This is a genomic window from Streptomyces sp. NPDC002574, assembly GCF_042889545.1.
Classification (GTDB): Bacteria; Actinomycetota; Actinomycetes; order Streptomycetales; family Streptomycetaceae; genus Actinacidiphila.
In genome coordinates this window covers 189224-210810 of record NZ_JBIARB010000001.1, presented here as the reverse complement: position 1 = coordinate 210810, position 21587 = coordinate 189224, and the positions used below count along the sequence as shown (strand labels likewise).

Annotated in this window: 22 protein-coding genes; 7 read left to right on the top strand and 15 right to left on the bottom strand. The window is 73.2% G+C overall.

Translation table 11 applies throughout. From position 1 onward, the window contains the following. Nucleotides 1-123 precede the first annotated feature (123 nt). From ACFYXS_RS01035 to ACFYXS_RS01015, 5 genes are read left to right on the top strand one after another with little or no spacing between them, the layout of a single operon-like run. Nucleotides 124-1398 (top strand): NAD(P)/FAD-dependent oxidoreductase, encoded by a 1275-nt coding sequence (locus tag ACFYXS_RS01035; protein ID WP_389242418.1) that lies wholly within the window; start codon nt 124-126, stop codon nt 1396-1398. Beyond that, a complete protein-coding gene (locus tag ACFYXS_RS01030) occupies nt 1389-2141 on the top strand; it encodes a DUF1365 domain-containing protein (protein WP_389242416.1) in 753 nt (250 codons plus the stop codon). Before ACFYXS_RS01035 ends, ACFYXS_RS01030 begins: the two co-directional genes overlap by 10 nt. Next, a complete protein-coding gene (locus ACFYXS_RS01025; protein ID WP_389242414.1) occupies nt 2138-3415 on the top strand; it encodes a class I SAM-dependent methyltransferase in 1278 nt (425 codons plus the stop codon). Before ACFYXS_RS01030 ends, ACFYXS_RS01025 begins: the two co-directional genes overlap by 4 nt. Further along, the gene (locus tag ACFYXS_RS01020) at nt 3412-4698 is read left to right on the top strand and encodes a class I SAM-dependent methyltransferase (RefSeq protein ID WP_389242412.1); all 1287 of its coding nucleotides are present in this window, start codon (nt 3412-3414) and stop codon (nt 4696-4698) included. The genes ACFYXS_RS01025 and ACFYXS_RS01020 overlap by 4 nt, the downstream gene beginning before the upstream one ends. Further along, complete coding sequence (locus ACFYXS_RS01015; RefSeq protein ID WP_389242410.1) at nt 4692-5501, top strand: DUF1295 domain-containing protein; 810 nt, start codon at nt 4692-4694, stop codon at nt 5499-5501. Before ACFYXS_RS01020 ends, ACFYXS_RS01015 begins: the two co-directional genes overlap by 7 nt. Here ACFYXS_RS01015 and ACFYXS_RS01010 read toward each other — a convergent pair. The 3 genes from ACFYXS_RS01010 to ACFYXS_RS01000 form a co-directional block, all read right to left on the bottom strand. Next, a complete protein-coding gene (locus ACFYXS_RS01010; protein WP_389242408.1) occupies nt 5414-6772 on the bottom strand; it encodes a cryptochrome/photolyase family protein in 1359 nt (452 codons plus the stop codon). The two genes, ACFYXS_RS01015 and ACFYXS_RS01010, sit on opposite strands and share 88 nt — an antisense overlap. A 95-nt stretch (nt 6773-6867) precedes the next feature. After that, nucleotides 6868-7650: an anti-sigma factor domain-containing protein gene (locus ACFYXS_RS01005; RefSeq protein ID WP_389242406.1), complete on the bottom strand. Its 783-nt coding sequence runs from the start codon at nt 7648-7650 to the stop codon at nt 6868-6870. Then, nucleotides 7647-8207: a sigma-70 family RNA polymerase sigma factor gene (locus tag ACFYXS_RS01000; RefSeq protein ID WP_389242404.1), complete on the bottom strand. Its 561-nt coding sequence runs from the start codon at nt 8205-8207 to the stop codon at nt 7647-7649. The genes ACFYXS_RS01005 and ACFYXS_RS01000 overlap by 4 nt, the downstream gene beginning before the upstream one ends. A gap of 156 nt (nt 8208-8363) precedes the next feature. Between ACFYXS_RS01000 and ACFYXS_RS00995 the strand changes: the two genes are divergently transcribed. Continuing rightward, entirely contained in the window at nt 8364-9260 is an 897-nt protein-coding gene (locus tag ACFYXS_RS00995) for an NAD(P)-dependent oxidoreductase (protein WP_389242402.1), read from the top strand. Nucleotides 9261-9291: 31 nt separating this feature from the next. Here the strand turns inward: ACFYXS_RS00995 and ACFYXS_RS00990 are convergent, their stop codons facing one another. From ACFYXS_RS00990 to ACFYXS_RS00980, 3 genes are all read right to left on the bottom strand, one after another. Next, nucleotides 9292-10053, bottom strand: coding sequence for a hypothetical protein (locus ACFYXS_RS00990; protein WP_389242400.1), 762 nt, complete (start codon nt 10051-10053; stop codon nt 9292-9294). A gap of 3 nt (nt 10054-10056) precedes the next feature. Next, nucleotides 10057-10614, bottom strand: a complete 558-nt coding sequence (locus ACFYXS_RS00985) for a hypothetical protein (RefSeq protein WP_389242398.1) — start codon at nt 10612-10614, stop codon at nt 10057-10059. A gap of 201 nt (nt 10615-10815) precedes the next feature. After that, nucleotides 10816-11418 (bottom strand): TetR/AcrR family transcriptional regulator, encoded by a 603-nt coding sequence (locus ACFYXS_RS00980; protein ID WP_389242396.1) that lies wholly within the window; start codon nt 11416-11418, stop codon nt 10816-10818. Between the two features lie 62 nt (nt 11419-11480). On the opposite strand from ACFYXS_RS00980, the gene ACFYXS_RS00975 reads away from it, so the two are divergent. After that, nucleotides 11481-12446 carry a beta-ketoacyl-ACP synthase 3 gene (locus ACFYXS_RS00975; RefSeq protein ID WP_389242394.1) on the top strand — a complete coding sequence of 322 codons (966 nt, stop codon included), beginning with the start codon at nt 11481-11483 and terminating at the stop codon, nt 12444-12446. An 82-nt stretch (nt 12447-12528) separates the two neighbouring features. Here the strand turns inward: ACFYXS_RS00975 and fabF are convergent, their stop codons facing one another. The 9 genes from fabF to ACFYXS_RS00930 form a co-directional block, all read right to left on the bottom strand. Next, on the bottom strand, nt 12529-13791 hold the full coding sequence (fabF, locus tag ACFYXS_RS00970) for a beta-ketoacyl-ACP synthase II (RefSeq protein ID WP_389242392.1): 1263 nt from the start codon (nt 13789-13791) through the stop codon (nt 12529-12531). A gap of 64 nt (nt 13792-13855) precedes the next feature. Further along, nucleotides 13856-14104 (bottom strand): acyl carrier protein, encoded by a 249-nt coding sequence (locus ACFYXS_RS00965; protein WP_319662619.1) that lies wholly within the window; start codon nt 14102-14104, stop codon nt 13856-13858. A 75-nt stretch (nt 14105-14179) separates the two neighbouring features. Beyond that, the gene (locus tag ACFYXS_RS00960; RefSeq protein ID WP_389242389.1) at nt 14180-15214 is read right to left on the bottom strand and encodes a ketoacyl-ACP synthase III; all 1035 of its coding nucleotides are present in this window, start codon (nt 15212-15214) and stop codon (nt 14180-14182) included. 14 nt (nt 15215-15228) lie between these two features. After that, nucleotides 15229-16152 (bottom strand): ACP S-malonyltransferase, encoded by a 924-nt coding sequence (locus tag ACFYXS_RS00955; protein WP_389242387.1) that lies wholly within the window; start codon nt 16150-16152, stop codon nt 15229-15231. A 101-nt stretch (nt 16153-16253) separates the two neighbouring features. After that, on the bottom strand, nt 16254-17453 hold the full coding sequence (locus tag ACFYXS_RS00950; RefSeq protein ID WP_389242385.1) for a PucR family transcriptional regulator: 1200 nt from the start codon (nt 17451-17453) through the stop codon (nt 16254-16256). A 65-nt stretch (nt 17454-17518) separates the two neighbouring features. Then, a complete protein-coding gene (locus ACFYXS_RS00945) occupies nt 17519-18334 on the bottom strand; it encodes an ABC transporter permease (RefSeq protein ID WP_389242383.1) in 816 nt (271 codons plus the stop codon). A 12-nt stretch (nt 18335-18346) separates the two neighbouring features. Beyond that, nucleotides 18347-19225 (bottom strand): ABC transporter permease, encoded by an 879-nt coding sequence (locus ACFYXS_RS00940; RefSeq protein WP_389242381.1) that lies wholly within the window; start codon nt 19223-19225, stop codon nt 18347-18349. 7 nt (nt 19226-19232) lie between these two features. Then, nucleotides 19233-20426 (bottom strand): ABC transporter substrate-binding protein, encoded by a 1194-nt coding sequence (locus ACFYXS_RS00935; RefSeq protein WP_389242379.1) that lies wholly within the window; start codon nt 20424-20426, stop codon nt 19233-19235. Further along, complete coding sequence (locus ACFYXS_RS00930) at nt 20417-21508, bottom strand: ABC transporter ATP-binding protein (RefSeq protein WP_389242377.1); 1092 nt, start codon at nt 21506-21508, stop codon at nt 20417-20419. Before ACFYXS_RS00930 ends, ACFYXS_RS00935 begins: the two co-directional genes overlap by 10 nt. Between the last annotated feature and the right edge of the window lie 79 nt (nt 21509-21587).

The window sequence follows — 21587 nt, the reverse complement described above, 5'->3', positions numbered from 1 at the left end:
GCCCCCGCCCTTCCTGCCCAGGGATTCGAAGCCGCGCCCCCACCGGATTGCCCGTCCGGCCAATCCGCCGGCCGCAGGCCTACGAATCACCGGCAGGGAGAGACGGGGCACGAAGGGAGCGGCATGACCGACACAAGGCGCCGGATCGCGGTCGTGGGAAGCGGGGTGGCCGGACTGACCGCCGCATACGCACTGCAACGGGACTGCGACGTATCGTTGTTCGAGGCGGACGACCGGCTGGGCGGGCACGCCCACACCCACGACATAGCCTCGGCCGACGGACGGGTGGCGGCGGTCGACAGCGGCTTCATTGTGCACAACGAGCGCACCTACCCCACCCTGCTGCGGATCTTCGCCGAACTCGGGGTCCCCACGCAGGAGTCCGAGATGAGCATGTCCGTGCGGTGCGAGGGCTGCGGCCTGGAGTACGCCGGGGCCCGCGGGCCCGCCGGGCTGTTCGCACAGCCGCGCAACGGGCTGCGCCCCGCGTACCTGCGCATGCTGGCCGAGGTGCCGCGCTTCCACCGCGGGGCCCGGCGGCTGCTGGCCGGGGACGGCGGCGACGACAGCACCACGCTGGGCGAGTTCCTCCGCGCGGGCGGCTTCTCGGCCTACTTCGTCGCGCACTTCACGACCCCGCTGGTGGCCTGCGTCTGGTCGTGCTCGCCGCGCACGGCGGCCGACTACCCGGCCGCGTACCTCTTCCGGTTCCTGGACCACCACGGCATGCTGTCGGTGTCCGGCTCGCCCACCTGGAAGACCGTCACCGGCGGCTCGCGTGTCTACGTCGAGCGGATCGCCAAGCGGCTCACGGCCATCCGCACCGCCACCCCCGTACGCGCCCTGCGGCGGCACGCCGACGGCGCCGAGATCGTCACCGACGACGGCGAGAGCGAGGAGTACGACGCGGTGGTCGTCGCCACCCACCCCGACCAGGCGCTGCGCCTGCTCGCCGACGCCACCGCGGCGGAGCGCGCCGTGCTCGGCGCGATCCCGTACTCCCGCAACCCCACGCTGCTGCACACCGACACCTCACTGCTGCCGCGCAGCACGGGGGCCCAGGGCTCGTGGAACTACCTGATGCCCTCCTGCGCGCCCTCGCCCGGCGGGGTACGGGTCACCTACGACATGAACCGCCTCCAGCGGCTGGACAGCCCCGAGCGCTTCCTGGTCACCCTCGGCGGCGAGGAACTCGTCGACCCCGGCCGGGTGCTGGCCCGCATGGTCTACGAACACCCCGTCTACACCCCGGAGTCGGTCGCCGCGCGGCGCCTGCTGCCCACCCTGGACACCCCCGTCACCGCCTTCGCCGGGGCCTACCACGGCTGGGGCTTCCACGAGGACGGCTGCCGCTCCGGCGCCGAGGCCGCCCGCACGCTGGGGGCGCGATGGGAGTGACCGCCGTCGCCCCGCCGGACGTGCCCGCCCTGTACGAGTGCGTGATCACCCACGTCCGCACCCGCCCGGTCCGCAACGCCTTCACCCACCGCACCTACATGTGGCTGATCGACCCCGACCGGCCGCCCCGGCTCCCCGCGCCGCTGCGCCCCTTCGCCCGCTTCGACGCCCGGGACCACTTCGGCGGCCGGCAGCCCACCGTACGGGCCGCCCTGGAGACCTGGCTCGCCGCGCGCGGCGTGGACCTGCGGGGCGGCCCGGTGCGGATGCTCACCCACGCCCGGGTCCTCGGCCATGTCTTCAACCCGCTGACGCTCTACTGGTGCCACACCCCGGACGGCGCGCTGGCCTGCGTCGTCGCCGAGGTCCACAACACCTACGGCGAGCGCCACGCCTACCTGCTGCGCACCGACGGGGCCGGGGCGGCGAGCGTCGCCAAGGACTTCCACGTCTCGCCGTTCTTCCCCGTCGACGGGGCCTACCGCATGCGGCTGCCGGAGCCGGACGCCGCGCTCCGTCTCACCGTCCACCTGGAACGCGAGGAGACCTGGCCGTTCACGGCCACGGTGCGCGGCGAACGGCGGCCCGGCACCGCCCCGTTCCTGCTGCGCGCCGCGCTGCGCCATCCCTGGTCCACCGCCGCCGTGTCGGCCGGCATCCGCCGGCACGGCATCCGACTGCTGCTGCGCGGACTGCCCGTGCTGCGGCGCCCCGTTCACCGGTCTCAGGAGGGCTTCGAGTGACCACGTCCGTCCCCGTCCCCGCACCCGCTCCCGCCTCCGACGGCGGCGTGGACCCGCGCCGCTGGCCGGACGTCGCCGCACCACCGCGCCGCTCACGCGTGCGCGCCGCCGTCGCCGGCGCCGTCGTGCGCCGCGCCCTGTCCCGGCTGCCGCTGCGCTGCCGCCTCGGGCCCGGCGGCCCGGTGATCGGCACCGGCGGTCCCGCGGTCGAGATCGCCGACCCCGACGCCTTCTTCCGCCGCCTGGGCGCCGGCGGGCTGATCGGCTTCGGCGAGTCCTACATGGCCGGCGAGTGGGACGCGCCCGACCTCGTCGCGGTGCTGACCGTGCTGGCCGGCCACGTCACCGAACTCGTCCCCCGGCCGCTGCAGACGCTGCGCTCCCTGTGGGCGCGGCGGCAGCCCCCCGAGCGCCGCAACACCCTCGACGGCGCCCGGGACAACATCCACGCCCACTACGACCTGTCCAACGAGCTGTTCGCCCTCTTCCTGGACGGGACCCTCACCTACTCCTCGGCGGTCTTCCGCGCCCTGCCCGCCACGTACGACCTGCTCGCCGACGCCCAGCGCCGCAAGATCGACCGCCTGCTGGACCTCGCGGGGGTCGGCGAGGGCACCCGGCTGCTGGAGATCGGCACCGGCTGGGGCGAACTCGCCGTGCGCGCCGCCCGGCGCGGCGCGGAGGTCGTCAGCGTCACCCTCTCCGAGGAGCAGCGCCGGCTGGCCACCGAACGCATCGAGGCGGCGGGCCAGTCCGCCCGGGCGACGGTGCTGCTGCGCGACTACCGCCAGGTGACCGGCCGTTACGACGCGATCGTCAGCGTCGAGATGATCGAGGCCGTCGGCGCCGACTACTGGCCCGCCTACTTCGGCGCCCTCGACCGGCTGCTCGCCCCCGGCGGCCGGATCGCGCTCCAGGCCATCACCATGGCCGACGACCGGATGCTGGCCACCCGCCACACGTACACCTGGATACAGAAGTACATCTTCCCCGGCGGCCTCATCCCCTCCCCGGAGGCGATCGGGCGCACCCTCGCGGAGCACACGGCGCTGCGCGTCGAGGACAGTACCGGCTTCGCCGCGCACTACGCCGAGACGCTGCGGCTGTGGCGCGAACGCTTCACCGCGCGGGCCGCCGAGGTGGCCGCCCTCGGCTTCGACCAGACCTTCCGCCGCATGTGGACGCTCTACCTCGGCTACTCCGAGGCCGGCTTCCGCTCGGGCTACCTCGACGTACGGCAACTGCTGCTGACCAGAGGGGAGACCGCCCGGTGAAGAGCGCCGCGGACACCCTCGTCCCCCTGCTGGAGCAGTTCACCGGCGGCCCCCTGCCGGTGCGGCTGCGGGCCTGGGACGGGAGCACCGCCGGGCCGCGCGACGCGCCGATGGTGGTGCTGCGCTCCCGGCGGGCACTGCGCCGGCTGCTCTGGGAGCCCGGCGAACTCGGCCTGGCCGAGGCCTACATCACCGGCGACCTCGAGGTACGCGGCGACCTCACCGAGGGACTGCGCGCGATCTGGCGCGCGGTGCGCGAGGGCAGCGTCGAACCGCCCCGGCTGACGGCCGCCGGCCGCCTGCGGGCGACCGGCGCCGCGCTGCGGCTCGGCGCCGTCGGCCCCCGCCCGCCTGCCCCGCGGGGCAGGGCCCGGCTCAACGGGGCCCCGCACAGCCGGGGCCGCGACCGCGCCGCCATCAGCCACCACTACGACCTGTCCAACGAGTTCTACGCCCTGCTCCTCGACCCCTCCATGGCGTACTCCTGCGCCTACTGGACCCGCGCGGACGACCCCGGCTACAGCCTCGCCGACGCCCAGCGCGACAAGCTGGAACTCATCTGCCGCAAGCTGGGACTGCGCCCCGGTATGCGGATGCTGGACATCGGCTGCGGCTGGGGCGCGCTGTCCCTGTACGCCGCCGAGACCCACCGCGCCCAGGTGCACGCGGTCACCCTGTCCGCCGCGCAGCGCGACGCCGTCCGCGCGCGCATCCGCGAGCGCGGCCTGGAGGAGTACGTCCAGGTCGAACTGCGCGACTACCGCGACCTGGAGGGCAGCGGCGGCTACGAGGCGGTCACCGCGATCGAGATGGGCGAGCACGTCGGCGACGCCCACTACCCCGCCTTCGCCGACACGCTGCACCGCGTGCTGCGCCCGCACGGCCGGGTCCTGGTGCAGCAGATGTCCCGCGGCCGGGTCGCGCCCGGCGGCGGCGCGTTCATCGAGACGTACATCGCCCCCGACATGCACATGCGTCCCCTCGGCCGTACCGTCGCCCTGCTGGAGGGCGCCGGGCTGGAGGTGCGCGCCGTGGAGTCGCTGCGCGAGCACTACGTGCGCACGGTACGGGCCTGGCTGGCCACGCTGGAGGCGCGCTGGTCCGAGTTCGTCGCGCTGGCGGGGGAGGAGACCGCCCGCGTGTGGCGGCTGTACCTGGCCGGCGGCGCGCTGGCCTTCGCCGAACGGCGCATGGGCGTCGACCAGATCCTCGCCGTGCGGCCGACCGGGGAGGGCGGCACCGGGATGCCGGACACCCAGGACGGCTGGTACGGGCGATGGTGACCCTCGCGGCGGCGGGTGCCGCGCTCGCGGTCATGCTGGTGGCGTTCGTCGTCGGCCGGGTCCGCGGCATGCACCGGTACGTCGACGTCGCGTGGGGCGCGGGCTTCGCGGCCGTCGGAGTGGTCGCCTACGTCATGTCGGCCGGGCACGGGGACCCGGCCCGGCGCGCCCTGGTGCTCGCGATGGTGGGGGTGTGGGGGCTGCGGCTGGCCGCCCACATCGCCTGGCGCGGCCGGGGGCACGGCGAGGACCCGCGCTACGAGGCCCTGTTGGACAAGGCGCCGGGCAACCGCACCCTGTACGCCCTGCGCATGGTCTACCTGCTGCAGGCCGCCCTGGTCTGGCTGGTCTCCCTGCCGGTCCAGGCGGCCTCCTACATCCCGGGCCCGCTCGGTCCCGCCGCCGCGGTCGGCGTGGCGCTGTGGGCCGTCGGCCTGCTCTTCGAGGCGGTCGGCGACCACCAACTGGCGCGCTTCAAGGCCGATCCCGCGAACCGGGGACGGATCATGGACCGCGGGCTGTGGAGCTGGACGCGGCACCCCAACTACTTCGGCGACTTCTGCGTCTGGTGGGGCCTGTACGCGCTGACCTGCGACGCCTGGCAGGCCGCGGCGGCCACCGTGGTCTCCCCGCTGGTGATGAGCCTGCTGCTGATCCGCGGCAGCGGGAAGGCCCTGCTGGAGCGGCGCATGCAAGGCCGCCCCGGCTGGGCCGGCTACGCCTCCCGCACCTCGGGCTTCTTCCCCCGGCCGCCGCGGAAGCGGGCGGCGCCCTCGTCCAGGTCCACGACCGGAGACGGGTAGTCCAGGTCGCGGCGCCGCTCCTCGGGCAGCAGCCAGGGCCGGTGGACGGCGCCGCCCGCCACGCCGGACAGCTCCGGCAGCCAGTGCCGGACGTACTCCCCGTCGGGGTCGAAACGGCGGGCCTGCGTCAGCGGGTTGAGGACGCGGTTGGGGCGGGTGTCGGTACCGGTGCCGGCCACCCACTGCCAGTTGAGCTGGTTGTTGGCCAGGTCGCCGTCCACCAGCAGGCTCAGGAAGTGCGCGGCGCCGACCCGCCAGTCCACGTACAGCGTCTTGGTCAGGAAGCTGCCCACCAGCAGCCGCGCCCGGTTGTGCATCCAGCCCTCGTGCCGCAGCTGCCGCATCGCCGCGTCCACGATCGGATAGCCGGTGCGGCCCTCGCGCCAGGCCTCGGCCTCCGGGCCGTCGCCCTGCCAGGAGTCGTGGCGCGGGCGCAGGTCGTGATGGGCGGCGTCCGGGCGGGCGGCCAGCACCTGGTGGTGGAAGTCCCGCCAGGCCAGCTGCCGTACGAAGCCGCCGTGGGCGCCGGCGACGAGCTCCGTCGCGGACAGGCAGCCGAAGTGCAGGTACGGGGAGAGCCGCGAGGTGCCGTCACCCGCCAGGTCGTCGTGGCGCTCCTCGTACGCGTCCACGCCGCCGCCCGAGCGCCAGGCCCGCCAGCGGCGCCGGCCCTCGCTCTCGCCGCCCGCGGGCAGGCCGGGCGAGACCCCGTGCGGCGCGTCCGGCACCGGGAGCGACCGCGGGCCCTCCGGCACCCTGACCACCCGCGGCGCGCCCAGCACATCCCGGACCTCCGCCTGCTCCCAGCGCCGGAAGTACGGCGTGAACACCTCGAAGAGGTCCTTCCCGGCCGGGGTGAGGGCCCCGGGCGGCACCACGGTGAGCACGCCGTCGTGGACCCGCAGCTCCCGCCGCGCCCCCTCCAGTGCCTCCCGCAGCCGCGTCTCGCGGCGGGCGGCGTAGCCGCTCACCCCGGCCGCGACGTGCACCTGCCGGGCGCCGGTCTCCTCGGCGACCCGGCACACCTCCTCGACCACGTCCCCCGAGCGCAGCACCAGCCGTCCGCCGCGGTCCCGCAACCGGGCGTCCAGGTCCGCCAGGCACCGCACCAGGAACGCCGTCCGGTTCGGCACCGCGAACCCGGCCGCCTCGACCCCGTCGTCCAGCACGAACAACGGGACGACCTCGTCCCCGGCGTTGAGCGCCGCACGCAGGACGGGGTTGTCGTGCACCCGCAGATCCGCGGTGAACAAACAGACGGCCACGGACACGCGGGCACCTCGCACCTCTGACTGCTTTCCTTTCGCCCGAGCCTAGGCGGCTCCCGTGCCCCGTCCCGGCATTCGCCGGGGCGCGTCCCGCCCGGTCAGGCCTTCGGGAAGGACATGAGCGCGAGCGGCTGGGTGGTGGGCCGGGGGGAGCCGCCCGCCGGTTCGACGGTGATGCCCATGCCGGAGGCGTCGCCCACGGGACCGTCGAGGAGGACGGCCTCGCTGGTGCCCGGGGTGGGGCGGGGGACGAGCCCGGCGGAGCGCATGGTGCCGCCCGTGTCGGAGAACCACAGCTGGTAGACGCGGCCGCCGGACAGGGAGGGGAGGCCCTGGGCGAAGAAGACGGCGCGGTCCTGGCTCCGGGAGACCACGACGGTGCCGCTGGCGCCGCCGGAGAGCTTCCCGGTGGTGGCGGCGGCGTCGGGCGCGGCGAGGACCCGGGCGACGGACTCGGCACCGGCCTGCGCCTGCCGGGTCTCCTGGCGGGCGTCGCCGAGTTGCTGCTGCTGCCAGACGGCGACGCCGCCGAGCGCGGCGGCGGCCACCAGGCAGGCGGCCAGGGCGAACCGGGTGGGCAGCGGTGTGCGCGGGGCGCGGCGGACGCGGCGGCGGTCCCGGACGGGGACGGGCTCGGTCACCCGCGGCGGCTCCTGCCGGACGGTGGCGATCCGCCGCATCACCTCGTCCTTCATCCGCGGCGGCACGGGTTCGGCCGCGGCGAGGCCGAGCCGGGCGGCGGTCGCGGTGAGCTCGCGCACCTCCAGGGCGCAGGGCTCGCACTCCGTCAGATGGCTCTCGAACTCGGCACGCTCGTGCCGGTCCAGGGCGTCCAGGGCGTACGCCCCGGTGAGGGTGTGCAGCTCGGCGTTGGTGCTCACGCGGTCACCCCCAGGCAGTCACGCAGTCGGATGAGACCGTCCCTGAGCCGGGTCTTGACGGTCCCCAGGGGCAGCGACAGCAGTTCGGCGACCTCGCGGTAGGTCAGGCCGCGGTAGTACGCCAGCATCACCGACTGGTGCTGGAGTTCGGTGAGGGTACGCATGCAGCGCCGCACCTGCTCGCGTTCGAGCCGGGCCTCGACCTGCTCGGTCACCTCGTCGTAGGCGGGCGTGCGGTCCAGCAGGGCCGCCTTGTGCTCGCGGTCCGCGGCGGCGCTCGCCGACCGGACCCGGTCGACCGCGCGGCGGTGGGCGAGCGTCATCACCCAGGTCATCGCACTGCCTTTCTCGGGGCGGAAGCGGGCCGCCGTGCGCCAGACCTCCACCAGGACCTCCTGAGCGACCTCCTCCGACTGCGCGGGGTCGCGCAGTACGCCGCGGACCAGCCCCAGCACCGGTCCGCTCACGGCGTCGTACAGCCGGGCGAAGGCCTCCTGGTCGCCGCGCGCGACGGCGAGCAGCAGTTCCGTGAGGTCCGGCCCCTGGCGCGCGGGCATGCCGATTCGCACCGGTTCCCTCTCCACATCTCCCGCTTTCGTCGTGTCCGCTGTCGTGGTCGTGGTCGTGGTCGTGCCGTCGCTCCGGCACACAGTCTCCCGTCCGGCATTCGGCGCCGCGAGCGGTTCGGATTGGTCCGTCGTACGGTGGCTCTCATGTCCGACACCACCTCAGTAGCAGTACTCGGCACCGGGATCATGGGTGCCGCGATGGCCCGCAACCTCGCCAAGGCCGGCCTCGACGTCCGTGTGTGGAACCGTACGAGGGAGAAGGCCGAACCGCTCGCCGAGGACGGCGCCCGCGTCGCCGCCACCCCCGCGGAGGCCGTGGAGGGCGCGGACGTCGTGCTCACCATCCTCTACGACGGCCCGGCCGCGCTGGAGACGATGCGGCAGGCCGCGCCCGCGCTGCGGCCCGGCACGGTCTGGGCGCAGGCCACCACGGCCGGGATCGACGCGCTCGGCCCGTTCGCGGAGTTCGCCGCCGAGCACGGCCTCGTGCTGGTCGACTCGCCGGTCCTCGGCACCAAGCAGCCGGCCGAGGCCGGACAGCTCCTGGTGCTCGCCGCCGGGCCGCAGGAGGCGCGGGCGGCGCTGGCACCGGTCTTCGAGGCCGTCGGCAGCCGCACCGTCTGGGTGGGCGAGGACGCGGCGGGCGGCGCGGCCAGCCGGCTCAAGCTCGTGATCAACAGCTGGGTGCTCACGGTCACCCACGGCGCCGCCGAGGCGCTGGCCCTGGCCGAGGGACTCGGGGTCGACCCGCGCGGTTTCCTGGACGCGGTGGCCGGCGGCGGCCTCGACATGGGCTACCTGCGGGTGAAGGCCGACGCCATCCTGCGCGGCGACTTCACGCCCAGCTTCGCCGTGCGGACCGCCGAGAAGGACGCCCGCCTGGTGGTGGCGGCCGGGGAGGCCGCCGGGGTCCGCCTCGACGTGGCCGCGGCCGGCGCCGAGCGCTTCCGGCGGGCGGCGGCCCAGGGCCACGGCGAGGAGGACATGGCGGCCACCTGGTTCGCGAGCTTCGGCGACGGCAGGGCCGCGAAGCGGGCGTAGGCGGCCGCCCGGCGGGCCGGGGCGGCGCCCGCTACCCCACGTGCGGGAAGAGGGCGGCGAAGGACGCCGCCGCCTCGGCGGGGGTGCGCCCGTAAGGCGCGTTGAAGTCCCAGATCAGGAAGAGGAGGAAGGCGATCAGGGCGCTGTAGAGCCCGGCCAGGATCAACTCCCGGCGGGAGCGGCGGATCTGCAGGGTGAAGATCAGCCCGACCGCGACCAGGCCGCCCACGATCAGCCCGAACCAGACCACGCCCGGCATGGTGGGCCCGGAGCTGTCGGCGCGTGCGTTGCGCGCGTCGTCGGCCGCGGCCACTTGGTCGACGACCGGCTGGTAGGCCTGGTTGGCCAGCGGGGTGCGCGGCTCGAAGGAGGTCACGTCGCGGCGCACCACGCCCAGCAGGTCGCTGCCGCGCTGGGTGTTGTCGCCGTGCTTGATCATGTAGGGGATCTCTGTGTCCACGACGTACGACACATAGGTGTCGATGTCGCCGCGCACCCGGTCGCGGACCGCGGCCGGGTACACCTGGACCCGTTCCTGGACCTCGTGCAGCGCCTGGGCCTCACGGCGTGCGGCGTCCTCGGCGGCGCCGCGCCCCTCCCAGACGCCGGCGATGGCCAGGCCCAGCACGATCGCGTAGACCACGCCGATCATCATCGTCATGTACTCGATGACGTCCGGGGTCTCGCTGGGGTCGTCGTCCTCGCTCAGCCGGCGGTTGTTGATCGCCACGATGCTCAGCACGACCACGCAGCTCGCGGCCATTCCGATGGCCAGGACAATCCAGTCCGACATGCGTCACCTCCGGGAACGAGCTTGGGAACGGGGTTTGAGCGCGGCGGCCGACAGCACCGCGGGCGCGGTGATCAGCAGCATCAGATGGACGAGGCTCGGCCCCTCGGGCGGCGGCAGCGCCGTGACCTTGTGGTAGGCGACCGGCGGTAGTTCGACCCGGCGGGTGGGGGCCGGGGTCGGGGTCGGAGTGGGTGTCGGGGTGGGCGTCGGTGTCGGGGTGGGGGTGGGCGCGGGCCGCTGCCGTACCGGCGCGGCGGGCGCGGGGGTGGGTTTCGGGCGCGGGGCCGGTCCGCACGGATGCCGCCAGGACACCGAGCCCCGGGCGCCCGAGGCGTCCGTGGAGGCGTCCACGGAGGACTGGTAGCGGGGGCAGTGCTCCCGTCGTACGCGCGCCGACGAGCCACCGGGGCCGGTCTGCGCCTCCACGGTGTCACCGCCGTGCCGGATCCGGACGCGGGTCCGCGGCACGTTCGCCCCGGTGCCGCCCTCGGTGTTCGTCTCCACGCGGACGGCACCGCCGCCCGTCTCCACCCGTACGGTGCCGTCCGGCAGGAACCGCACGACCGGCGGTCCCGGGACCCCGGGGCGGTCGTCGGCGTGTGCCGTACCGGCGCCCCCAGGCCCCCCTGGGCCCAGCACAGCCAGCAAAGCGGCCGCCGTGAGGCCGGCCCCCCTCAGCCATATGGTCATGTCCGAGATGTTGTGCGGCGGCACGGCCGCCCATCCGGCAATTCGGGCCAATCCCCCCGAAGGGCTGATTCGTCAGCGCAGGACGCGGCGCAGCGCACGCCGGGCGCGGTCGGGGGCGCTCCGGTCGCCGAAGAGCTGGACGGCGTGATTGAGCGCGAAGTAGATGCCGTTGAGCTCGAACACGACCTGGTCGGGATCGGTGTCCGGGGGCAGTTCGCCCTGCTCGACGGCGGCGCGCAGGTCCCGCACCAGGCGCCGCTTCCACACCGTGTACAGCCGGGCCACCGCGTCCCGCACCGGGCCCTCGCGCCCGTCGAACTCCACGGCGGAGGCGGTGAACAGGCAGCCGCCCGGGAAGGCCTCCCGCTCGCGGTCGAGGTAGGTCACCCATGCCTCGCAGATCGCCGTCAGCCGGACCAGGCCGGGCGGGCTGCCCGCGGCGGGCAGCCAGACGGCGCGGGTGAAGATCTCCGACGCCCGGCGCAGGGCGGCGATCTGCAGCGCCTCCTTGGTGCCGAAGTGGCCCAGCAGCCCGGACTTGCTGATCCCGAGGTCGGCCGCGAGCCGGCCGATGGTCAGGCCCTCCAGGCCCTCCACGGAGGCGACCGCGACGCTGCGCTCGATGATCCGCTCGCGGGTGTGGCGGGCCTCGGTGGCTGACTTGCGTGGGCTCATGCGGCCATCGTAGCGAGCCGTCCCTATTTAGAGTCCGATCGGTCGGTCGCTATAGTTCGGGCATGACCTCGACCCGTATCGTCGCCCTCGGCCACCACCAGCCCGAACGCGTCCTCACCAACGACGACTTGGCCGCCATGGTCGACACCAGCGACGCCTGGATCCGGCAGCGCACCGGCATCGCCACCCGCCGCATCGCCCGCGACGACGAATCGGTCGCCGACATGGCGACGGCCGCCGCCGGCAAGGCCCTGGCCGCCGCGGGCCTGGCGCCCGCCGACATCGACCTCGTCGTCGTGGCCACCTCCAGCGCCATCGACCGCTCCCCGAGCACCGCCGCCCGGGTCGCCGCCCGGCTCGGGGCGGCCGCACCCGCCTCCTACGACCTCAACAACGCCTGCGCGGGCTTCACCACCGCGCTGGCCGCCGCCGACCACTCCCTGCGCGCCGGAGCCGCGCGGCACGCCCTCGTCATCGGCGCCGAGAAGATGTCCGACCTCACCGACTGGACCGACCGCAGCACCTGCGTCCTGCTCGGCGACGGTGCCGGGGCGGCCGTCCTCAGCGCGGTCGCGGATGGCTCCACCGGCCCCGGCGGTCTCCAGGGCGTCGGCCCGGTGGTCTGGGGCTCCGACCCCACCCGCGCGGACGCCGTACGGCTCACGGGCGCCTGGCAGCCGCGCTTCGCCCAGGACGGCCAGGCGGTCTTCCGCTGGGCCACCTCGACCCTCGCCCCGATCGCCGAGGAGGCCTGCCGGCGGGCCGGCGTCGCCGTGGCCGATCTCGGCGGCATCGTCACGCACCAGGCCAACCTGCGCATCATCGAGTCGGTGGTCCGTCAACTCGGCGCCACGGAGGCCGTCGTGGCCAAGGACGTCGTGGACTCCGGCAACACCTCCGCGGCCTCCGTTCCGCTGGCCTTCTCCAAGCTCGTCGAACGCGGCGACCTCACACCGGGCGCCCCCGTGCTGCTGCTCGGCTTCGGCGGCGGGCTGTCCTGGGCCGGACAGGTCGTCAGCTGCCCCTGACCGCACGCCCGCCCGCAACGCCGAGGGCCGGCCCACCGCGTGAGCGGGGGGCCGGCCCTCGGAGCGTTGCCGTGCGCTGTCGTCAGACCGTGCGGAGCGCCAGGACGACGTTGTGACCACCGAAGCCGAACGAGTTGTTGACGGCCACGATCTGGCCCTCCGGCAGCTTCCGCGCCTCGCCGGAGACCAGGCCCGGCTCGATCTCGTCGTCGAGGTCCGTGAGGTTGATCGTCGGCGGGGCGGTGCGGTGGTACAGGGCCTGGACGGTCGCGACCGTCTCGATGCCGCCCGCGCCGCCGAGGAGGTGACCGGTCATCGACTTGGTGGCCGAGATGGCCACGTGGTCGAGGTGGTCGCCGAGGACCTTGCGCAGCGCCTTGACCTCCGCGACGTCACCCTGCGGGGTGGACGTGGCGTGCGCGTTGAGGTGGTGGATCTGCGCCGGGTCGATGCCCGTGGCGGTCAGCAGCTGCTCCAGCGCGGCGGCGATGCCGCGGCCGGTGGGCTCCGGCTGGGCGATGTGGTGGGCGTCGGCCGACAGGCCCTGGCCCAGCACCTCGGCGTAGACCTTGGCGCCGCGCTTGGCGGCGTGCTCGGCCGACTCCAGGATGACGACGCCCGCGCCCTCGCCGAGGACGAAGCCGTTGCGGGCCTTGTCGTACGGGCGGGAGGCGCCCTGCGGGTCCTCGTTGTTCTTGGACATCGCCATCATGTTGGCGAAGGCCGCGATCGGCAGCGGGTGGATGGCCGCCTCGGTACCGCCGGCGACGACCACGTCGGCGCGGCCGGAGCGGATCATCTCGTACGCGTAGCCGACGGCCTCCGCGCCCGAGGCGCACGCGCTGACCGGGGTGTGCACACCGGCCCGGGCGTTGACCTCCAGGCCGACGTTGGCGGAGGGGCTGTTGGGCATCAGCATCGGCACGGTGTGCGGGGACACCTTGCGCGGGCCGGACGCCAGCAGGTTGTCGTACTGGTCGAGCAGGGTGGTGACGCCGCCGATGCCGGAGGCGATGACCGCGCCCAGACGGTCGGGGTCGATCGAGCTGTCCTCGCCGGCCTTGGCGGCGAAGCCCGCGTCGGCCCACGCCTCACGGGTGGCGATGAGCGCGAACTGGGCAGAGCGGTCGAGCTTGCGCGCGACCGGGCGGGGCAGAACCTCCAGCGGCTCCACGGCGATCTGCGCCGCGATGCGCACCGGCAGTTCGGCGGCCCAGTCCTGGGTCAGGGCGGTGACGCCGGAACGGCCGGCGAGAAGCCCCTCCCAGCTCGACGCGCTGTCCCCGCCCAGCGGAGTGGTTGCGCCGATACCGGTGACGACCACGGTGTGATTGGTCGGGCTCACAGGGATTGTCTCTCCACGTCTAGAAGGGCGGGCGACAGACACGTCGTCCGGGAACCGGCCTTGATCAGGCCTGAGCCTTGAGGATGTAGTCGACGGCGTCGCCGACGGTCTTGAGCTGCTTGACGTCGTCGTCCGGGATCTTCACCTCGAAGCGCTCCTCGGCGGCGACGACGACCTCGACCATGGACAGCGAGTCGACGTCCAGGTCGTCGGTGAAGGACTTGTCCAGCTGGACGTCCTCGGTGGGGATGCCGGCGATCTCGTTCACGATCTCGGCGAGACCCTCGACGATCTCTTCCTGGGTGGCGGCCATTGCGGCGCTCTCCTTCTTCGGTGCTGTTACTACGGGCTGCGGCGGGCGGGAGTGCGGCGCCGCGTGGGGTGTTGCCTAGGGGAGGGTAACGACCGTGGCGGCGTAGACGAGACCCGCCCCGAACCCGATGATCAGGGCCGTGTCGCCGCTCTTGGCCTGTCCGGTGGCCAGCAGGCGCTCCATCGCGAGCGGGATCGACGCGGCCGAGGTGTTGCCGGTGGTCTCGATGTCGCGGGCCACGGCGACGTGCTCGGGGAGCTTGAGCGCCTTGATCATCGAGTCGATGATCCGCATGTTGGCCTGGTGCGGAATGAAGACGTCCAGCTCGTCCGCGGTGATCCCGGCGGCGTCGAGCGCCTCCTGGGCGACCTTGGCCATCTCGAAGACCGCCCAGCGGAAGACCGTCTGGCCCTCCTGGGTGATCGCCGGGAACTTCACCTGTCCGTCGGCGTCCACCGGGAGCGACGAGACATCACCCACTCGGAAGCGGTCCCATGCGACGGTCTGGGTGATGGTGTTGGCCTTGTCACCCTCCGAACCCCACACGGTCGGGCCGATCTCCGGCTCGTCGGCGGGGCCGATGACGACCGCGCCGGCACCGTCGCCGAAGAGGAAGGCGGTGGCACGGTCGGACTTGTCGGTCAGGTCGCTCAGCCGCTCGACGCCGATCACCAGGACGTGCTTGGCGCTGCCCTCGGTGACCATGCCCTTGGCGAGCGTCACGGCGTACGTGAAGCCGGCGCAGCCCGCGGAGATGTCGAAAGCGGCCGGCTTGACGGCACCGATCCGGTGCGCGATCTCGGTCGCGACCGCCGGGGTCTGCTTGAAGTGCGAGACGGTGGCGACGATGACGCCGCCGATGTCCTCGGCGGAGATCCCCGCGTCGGCGATGGCCTTGCCCGCCGCGATCACGGACATCTCGGCGACCGTCTCGTCCGGGCCGGCCCAATGGCGGGAGGCGATGCCGGAGCGGGAGCGGATCCACTCGTCGCTGGAGTCGATGTGCTCCAGGATGACCTCGTTGGGCACCACGCGGGTCGGGCGGTAACCGCCGACACCCATGATCCGTGCGTACGGGGAGCCCTTGGCGGGCCTGATCTTCGCGGTCATGTCTGCGAGGACTCCTATTCCTGGGCGCCGTGCTCGGCGACGATCGCGCGGGCGGCCTCGAGGTCGTCCGGGGTCTTGAGGGCCAGGGTCGCGACGCCGGGCATCGCGCGCTTGGCCAGGCCCACCAGAGTGCCACCCGGCACGAGCTCGATCACGGCGGTGACGCCGAGTTCCTTGAAGGTGTCCATGCACAGGTCCCACCGCACGGGGTTGGACACCTGCGACACCAGCCGCGCGACGATCTCCTTGCCGCCGGCGACGACCGTGCCGTCGGTGTTGGACACGTAGGGCAGCGACGGGTCGGAGACCTCCAGCGTCCCCGCCAGCGCGTCCAGGGTGGCCACGGCCGGGGCCATGTGGTGGGTGTGGAAGGCACCCGCCACCTTCAGCGGGATCACCCGCGCCTTCTCCGGCTTGTCCGCGGTCAGCGCGGCCAGCTGCGCGGCCGTGCCGGCGGCGACGATCTGGCCGGCCCCGTTGATGTTCGCCGGGGTGAGTCCGAGCTTCTCCAGGTGTGCCACGACCGTGTCCGGGTCCCCGCCGAGCACCGCCGACATGCCGGTCTCGGTGACGGCGGCGGCCGCGGCCATCGCCGTGCTGCGGGTGCGGACGAACGCCATCGCCGCGTCGGCGCTCAGCACCCCGCCGATCGCCGCGGCGGTGATCTCACCGACGCTGTGGCCGGCCACCGCGTGCGGCGCGCCGGCGCCGGGCAGCAGCCGCTCCGCCGCGACCAGGCCGGCGGCGACCAGCAGCGGCTGGGCGACGGCCGTGTCGCGGATCTCCTCCGCGTCGGCCTTGGTGCCGTAGTGGGCGAGATCGAGTCCGGCGGTCGCGGACAACTCCGCGAGGCGGTCGGAGACGCCGGGCAGATCGAGCCAAGGGGCGAGGAAGCCGGGGGCCTGAGCACCCTGGCCGGGAGCGACGAGTACGAGCACGCTTTCAACTCTCTCTTGAGCGAGGTCGTCCCCGCCCGTGGGGACAGGGACCAAGAACCGACGGGCGATTTGTTGGTGTCCCACAAACGCCCTGCGTACACCTACGGTGTCTGTCCGGAGTCGGAGAGCCGGCCCAGGATGAGCGCGATACGGAGGGTGAATGCGGAGCGTACATCCGAGGGCGACCAGCCGGTGACGTCCGTCACACGTCGCAGGCGGTATCGGACGGTGTTGGGGTGAACGAACAACATACGGGCGGCCCCTTCGAGCGACGACGCCTGTTCCAGGTACACCGACAGCGTCTCCAGCAACGCCGAACCGGCTTCCTCCAGAGGCCTGTAGATCTCCTCCACCAGCTGATCGCGGGCGTAGCGGTCCCCGGCCATCGCCCGCTCCGGCAGCAGGTCGTCCGCCTGCACGGGACGCGGCGCGTCCGGCCAGGCGGCGCAGGCCCGCAGGCCGGCGGCCGCGGCCTGCGCGGAACGGGAGGCCGACAGCAGGTCGCCGACGACCGGGCCGGCCACCACCGGGCCCGCCGCGAAGGGGCCGATCAGCGCCTTGGCGACGCGCAGCGGTTCGTCGTCGCCGCCCGCGACCACGATCAGCCGGTCGCCCAGCACACCGGTCAGCACCTGCAGCTTCGCGTGGCGCGACGCCCGGCGGATCGCCTCCACGGTCAGCTCGCTGTCGCCGTTGGGCGCCGTGCCCAGCACCACCACGATCTTGTCGGGGGAGCTCCAGCCGAGCGCCGCCGCCCGCGACAGCACGCCCTCGTCGGCCTCCCCGGACAGCACGGCGTTGACCACCAGGGACTCCAGGCGGGCGTCCCAGGCGCCGCGGGCCTCCGCGGCCTGGGCGTACACCTGGGCCGTCGCGAAGGCGATCTCCCGGGCGTACACGAGCAGCGCCTCGCGCAGCACCGACTCGTCGCCGGGGGCGGCGACCTCGTCGATGGCCGCCTCCATCACCTCGATGGTGGTGCGCACCATCTCCACCGTCTGGCGCAACGAGATCGCCCGGGTCAGCTCCCGCGGAGCGGTGCCGAAGACGTCGGTGCTGATCGCCTGGGGTGTCTCCGGGTGCCGGAACCATTCGGTGAACGCCGCGATGCCCGCCTGCGCCACGAGCCCGATCCACGAACGGTTCTCCGGCGGCATGGCCCGGTACCAGGGCAGCTGTGCGTCCATCCGAGCGATCGCCGCCGCCGCGAGGCGCCCCGAGGACTTCTCCAGCCGTCGCAGTGTGGCGATGTGGGAGTGGTCGCGGGCGGGGTCGAATGCGCTCTGCGCGGGTTCTGGCACGGTACAAGCCTGCCTTATCCGGGCGGAAGGATGGCACGGACCCCTGTTCTGCGCGCGTCCGCGCCTCAGATTCTGCCCCCCGAAGCGGTGTCCGCGGACAGCCGCTGGGCGAGGTAGATGGGGACCACCGACAGCACGATCAGCACCGCGGCGACCACGTTGACCACGGGCGCCTGCTGCGGCCGGGCCATGTTGCCGAAGATCCACACCGGGAGCGTCTGGACCCCGGGCCCGGCGGTGAAGGTGGTGACCACGATCTCGTCGAAGGAGAGCGCGAAGGCCAGCAGCCCGCCCGCCAGCAGCGCCGAGCGGATCAGCGGGAAGGTGATGTCGCGGAAGACCTGGAAGGTGTCGGCGCCCAGGTCCATGGCCGCCTCCTCGTACGAGCGGGAGGTGCGCCGGAGCCGGGCCAGGACGTTGTTGAAGACCACCACGACGCAGAAGGTGGCGTGGCCCACGACGACGGTGAACAGGCCCAGACCGACGCCGAGCGGCTCCAGCACCGTGCGGAACGCCGTGTTCAGGGCGATGCCGGTGACGATGCCCGGCAGGGCGATCGGCAGGACCACCACGAAGGACAGCGCCTCACGGCCGAAGAACCGGTGGCGCTGGACGGCGAAGGCGATCAGCGTGCCCAGCACCAGCGACACCGCCGTCGCGCCGAGTCCGGCCCTCACCGAGGTCCACAGCGCCGCGCGGGCGCCGTCGCTGTGCCAGGCGTCGCCCCACCAGCGCAGGGTGAGCCCGGAGGGCGGCCAGCCGAAGGCGCGGTCGGCGTTGAAGGAGTTCAGCAGGACCAGCAGCAGCGGCAGGTAGATGACGGCGAAGCCGAGCGCGGCCGCGACACGCAGGGCGATCCGGGCGGGTCGGGACAGTTGCATGGCGTACGGCCCTCACAGACTCTGGAGCGCGCCGGTGCGTCGCACGGCCAGCAGGTAGACGACGATGATCGCGACCGGCACCGTGCCCAGGGCGGCGGCGAGCGGCAGGTCGAGGGTGATGTTGGAGTAGACGACGTTGCCGATGAGCTGGGTCTTGCCGCCGACGATCTGGACGGCGATGTAGTCGCCGAGGCTGAGCGAGAAGGTGAAGACCGAGCCGGCCGCCACCGAGGGCAGCACCATCGGCAGCACGACGGACCTGAAGGTCCGCCAGGTCCGCGCCCCGAGGTCCGCGGAGGCGTCCAGCAGGCTGCCGGGCAACTGCTCCAGGCCGGCGTGCAGGGGCAGGATCATGTACGGCAGCCACAGATAGGCCAGGACGACGACGGCGGCCGGCAGCCCGTACCCGGGGCCGTGCAGACCGAGGGGAGCCAGCGCCCAGTCCAGCGGCCCGTCCTCGGAGAGCATCACCCGCCAGGCGTAGGCCTTGACGAGGTAGCTCGCCCACAGCGGGGTGAGCATGGCGACCACCAGCAGGTGCCGGTGGCGGGGCCGGGCCACCCGCGCGGTGTAGAAGGCGATGGGGAAGGCGACGACGATGTCGATGACGGTGACCGCGACCGCCACGCCGAGGCTGCGCAGCGCGACGTCCCGGTAGACCGGGGTCGTCCACAGGGCGTGGAAGTTGTCGGTGCTCCAGACCTTGACCACGTCCGAGGTGAAGGGGTCGGTGGTCCAGAAGGCGGAGAGGAACAGCGCGGCCAGCGAGCCCAGGTAGGCCAGTACCAGCCACAGCAGCGGGGCGGACAGCAGCAGGGACAGCCGCAGCCGCGGGCGGCGGTGCAGGAAGCCTGCGATCCGCCGCCCGGGGGTGGTGGTCGTGGGGGTCACGGACGGTTCAGCCCTTGATCTCGGTCCAGGCCTGGACCCACTTGGCGTAGGGGACGCAGGCGACGTCGGTGCGGCCGTCGAGGCACTGCGGGATCGGGGTGTTCCAGAAGTGGACCTTCTTCCAGTAGGGCTCGTCGGAGGCGTGGAAGACGGTGCAGTGGTTCTTGTCGGCGGTCAGCGCGCAGGACTTGGCGTTGGACGGGGCCTCGCCGAACCACTCGGCGACCTGGGCGTTGACCTTGGGCGAGACGATCCAGTCCAGCCACTTGTAGGCGCAGTTGGGGTGCTGGGCCTTGGCGGAGATCATCCAGGTGTCGGACCAGCCGGTCGCGCCCTCACTCGGCAGGACGGCGGCGACCTTGGCCTTCTCGGCCTCGGCGAGGTTGGCGATGACCTGCCAGCTCGTGCCGATGACGGAGTCGCCGCTCTTGAACGCGGAGATCTCCTTGAGGTAGTCGCTCCAGTACTCGCCGATGTTGGCGTTCTGCTCCTTCAGCAGGGCGACCGAGGCGTCGAACTGCTTCTGGTCCAGGGCGTACGGGTCCTTGATGCCCAGTTCCGGCTTCGTCCTCATCAGGTACAGCGCGGCGTCCGCGATGTAGATGGCCGAGTCGTAGGCGGTGACGTGGCCCTTGTACGGGGCGGACTTGTCGAACACCGCGGACCAGGAGGTGGGCGCGGGGGAGACCTTGTCGGTGCGGTACATCAGCAGGTTGGCGCCGCGGCCGTGCGGGATGCCGTAGGCGACCCCGTTCACCGAGTTCCACTTCTGCATCTTCAGACTCGCGAAGACGTCCTTGTAGTTGGGCACCAGATCGGTGTTGACCGGAGCCGCGTCGCCCGAGGCGATCAGCCGCAGTGATGCGTCGCCGGAGGCGGAGACGGCGTCGTACTGGCCGGTCTTCATCAGGCTGACCATCTCGTCGGAGGTGCCGGCCACCTTGGTGTTGACCTGGCAGCCGGTCTCCTTCTCGAACGGCGTGACCCAGTCGACGGACTTGTCGTTGGAGCCGTCCTCGGCGTAGCCGGCCCAGGCGATCAGGTTGACCGTGCCCTCGGTCTTCCCGAGGGTCTTCTGCGCGCTGAGTTTCGGCGGGGTGAACCCGCTGCCGGAGCCGGAGCCCTTGTCGGAGGAGGTCCCGCCGCAGGCGGTGGCCAGGGCCAGGAGGGTGCAGGCGGCGAGGGTACGGGTCAGACGCACGTGGACTCCGTTTCCGGTGGGGCGGGCTGGACGGTGACGTGGTGGCGGCGGTGCCACTGGAGGCGGACGCGGGTGCCCCGGTACGCGGCGACATCCGCGGAGGAGGTCTCCCGGTTCTGCTGGAGCGCGGTCACCCGGCCGCCGTCGTCCAGGTCGACCAGGAAGCGGGTGGAGTCGCCGAGGTAGACGACCTCGGCGACGGTGCCGGAGACGGTGCGCAGCGCGGTGTCGTCGGTGCCGGCGGTGCCGTCCGCACCGGAGCCCTTCTCCCGCGGGTCCAGCAGCCGGATCTTCTCCGGCCGGACGCTGTAGGTCCCGCTCTCGTCGGTGAGCAGGTTGGACGTGCCGACGAAGCCGGCGACGAAGCGGGTGGCGGGCCGCTCGTACACCTCGGCCGGGGTGCCGACCTGCTCGATCCGGCCGCCGTTGAAGACGGCGATCCGGTCGCTGAGGGTGAGCGCCTCTTCCTGGTCGTGGGTGACGAAGACGAAGGTGATGCCGACCTCGCGCTGGAGTTCCTTGAGCTCGACCTGCATCTGCTCGCGCAGCTTGAGGTCGAGCGCCCCCAGCGGCTCGTCCAGCAGCAGCACCTTCGGCCGGTTGACCAGGGCGCGGGCCAGCGCGACGCGTTGCCGCTGACCGCCGGACAACTGGGCGGGGCGCCGTCCGCCGAAGTCCGCGAGCCGGACCGAGGCGAGGGCGGCGCGGGCGCGCTCGGTGCGCTCGGCCTTGGGCACCTTGCGGATCCTCAGTCCGTACGCGACGTTCTGCTCGACCGTCATGTGCGGGAAGAGGGCGTAGTCCTGGAAGACGGTGTTCACGTCCCGCTCGAAGGGGGCGAGGCGGGTGACGTCCCGGCCGGCGAGTTCGACGGTGCCGGCGGTGGGCGCCTCGAAGCCCGCGACCATGCGCAGCACGGTGGTCTTGCCGGAGCCGGACGGCCCGAGCATCGAGAAGAACTCGCCGTCGCCGATCTCCAGGTCGACGCCGTCGACCGCGCGCACCGGGCCGAACGACTTGGCCAGGCCCCGCAGGCGTACGGCGGGCGTCCCGGTGGCTGTTCCCCTGGCCGTTCCCTCCATGGGCGGGAACCTTTCTGTTGGCACGGGCGTTGACCGTTGACCGAAAACCTATGAAGTTATATTTCAGAGGACAAGGCCT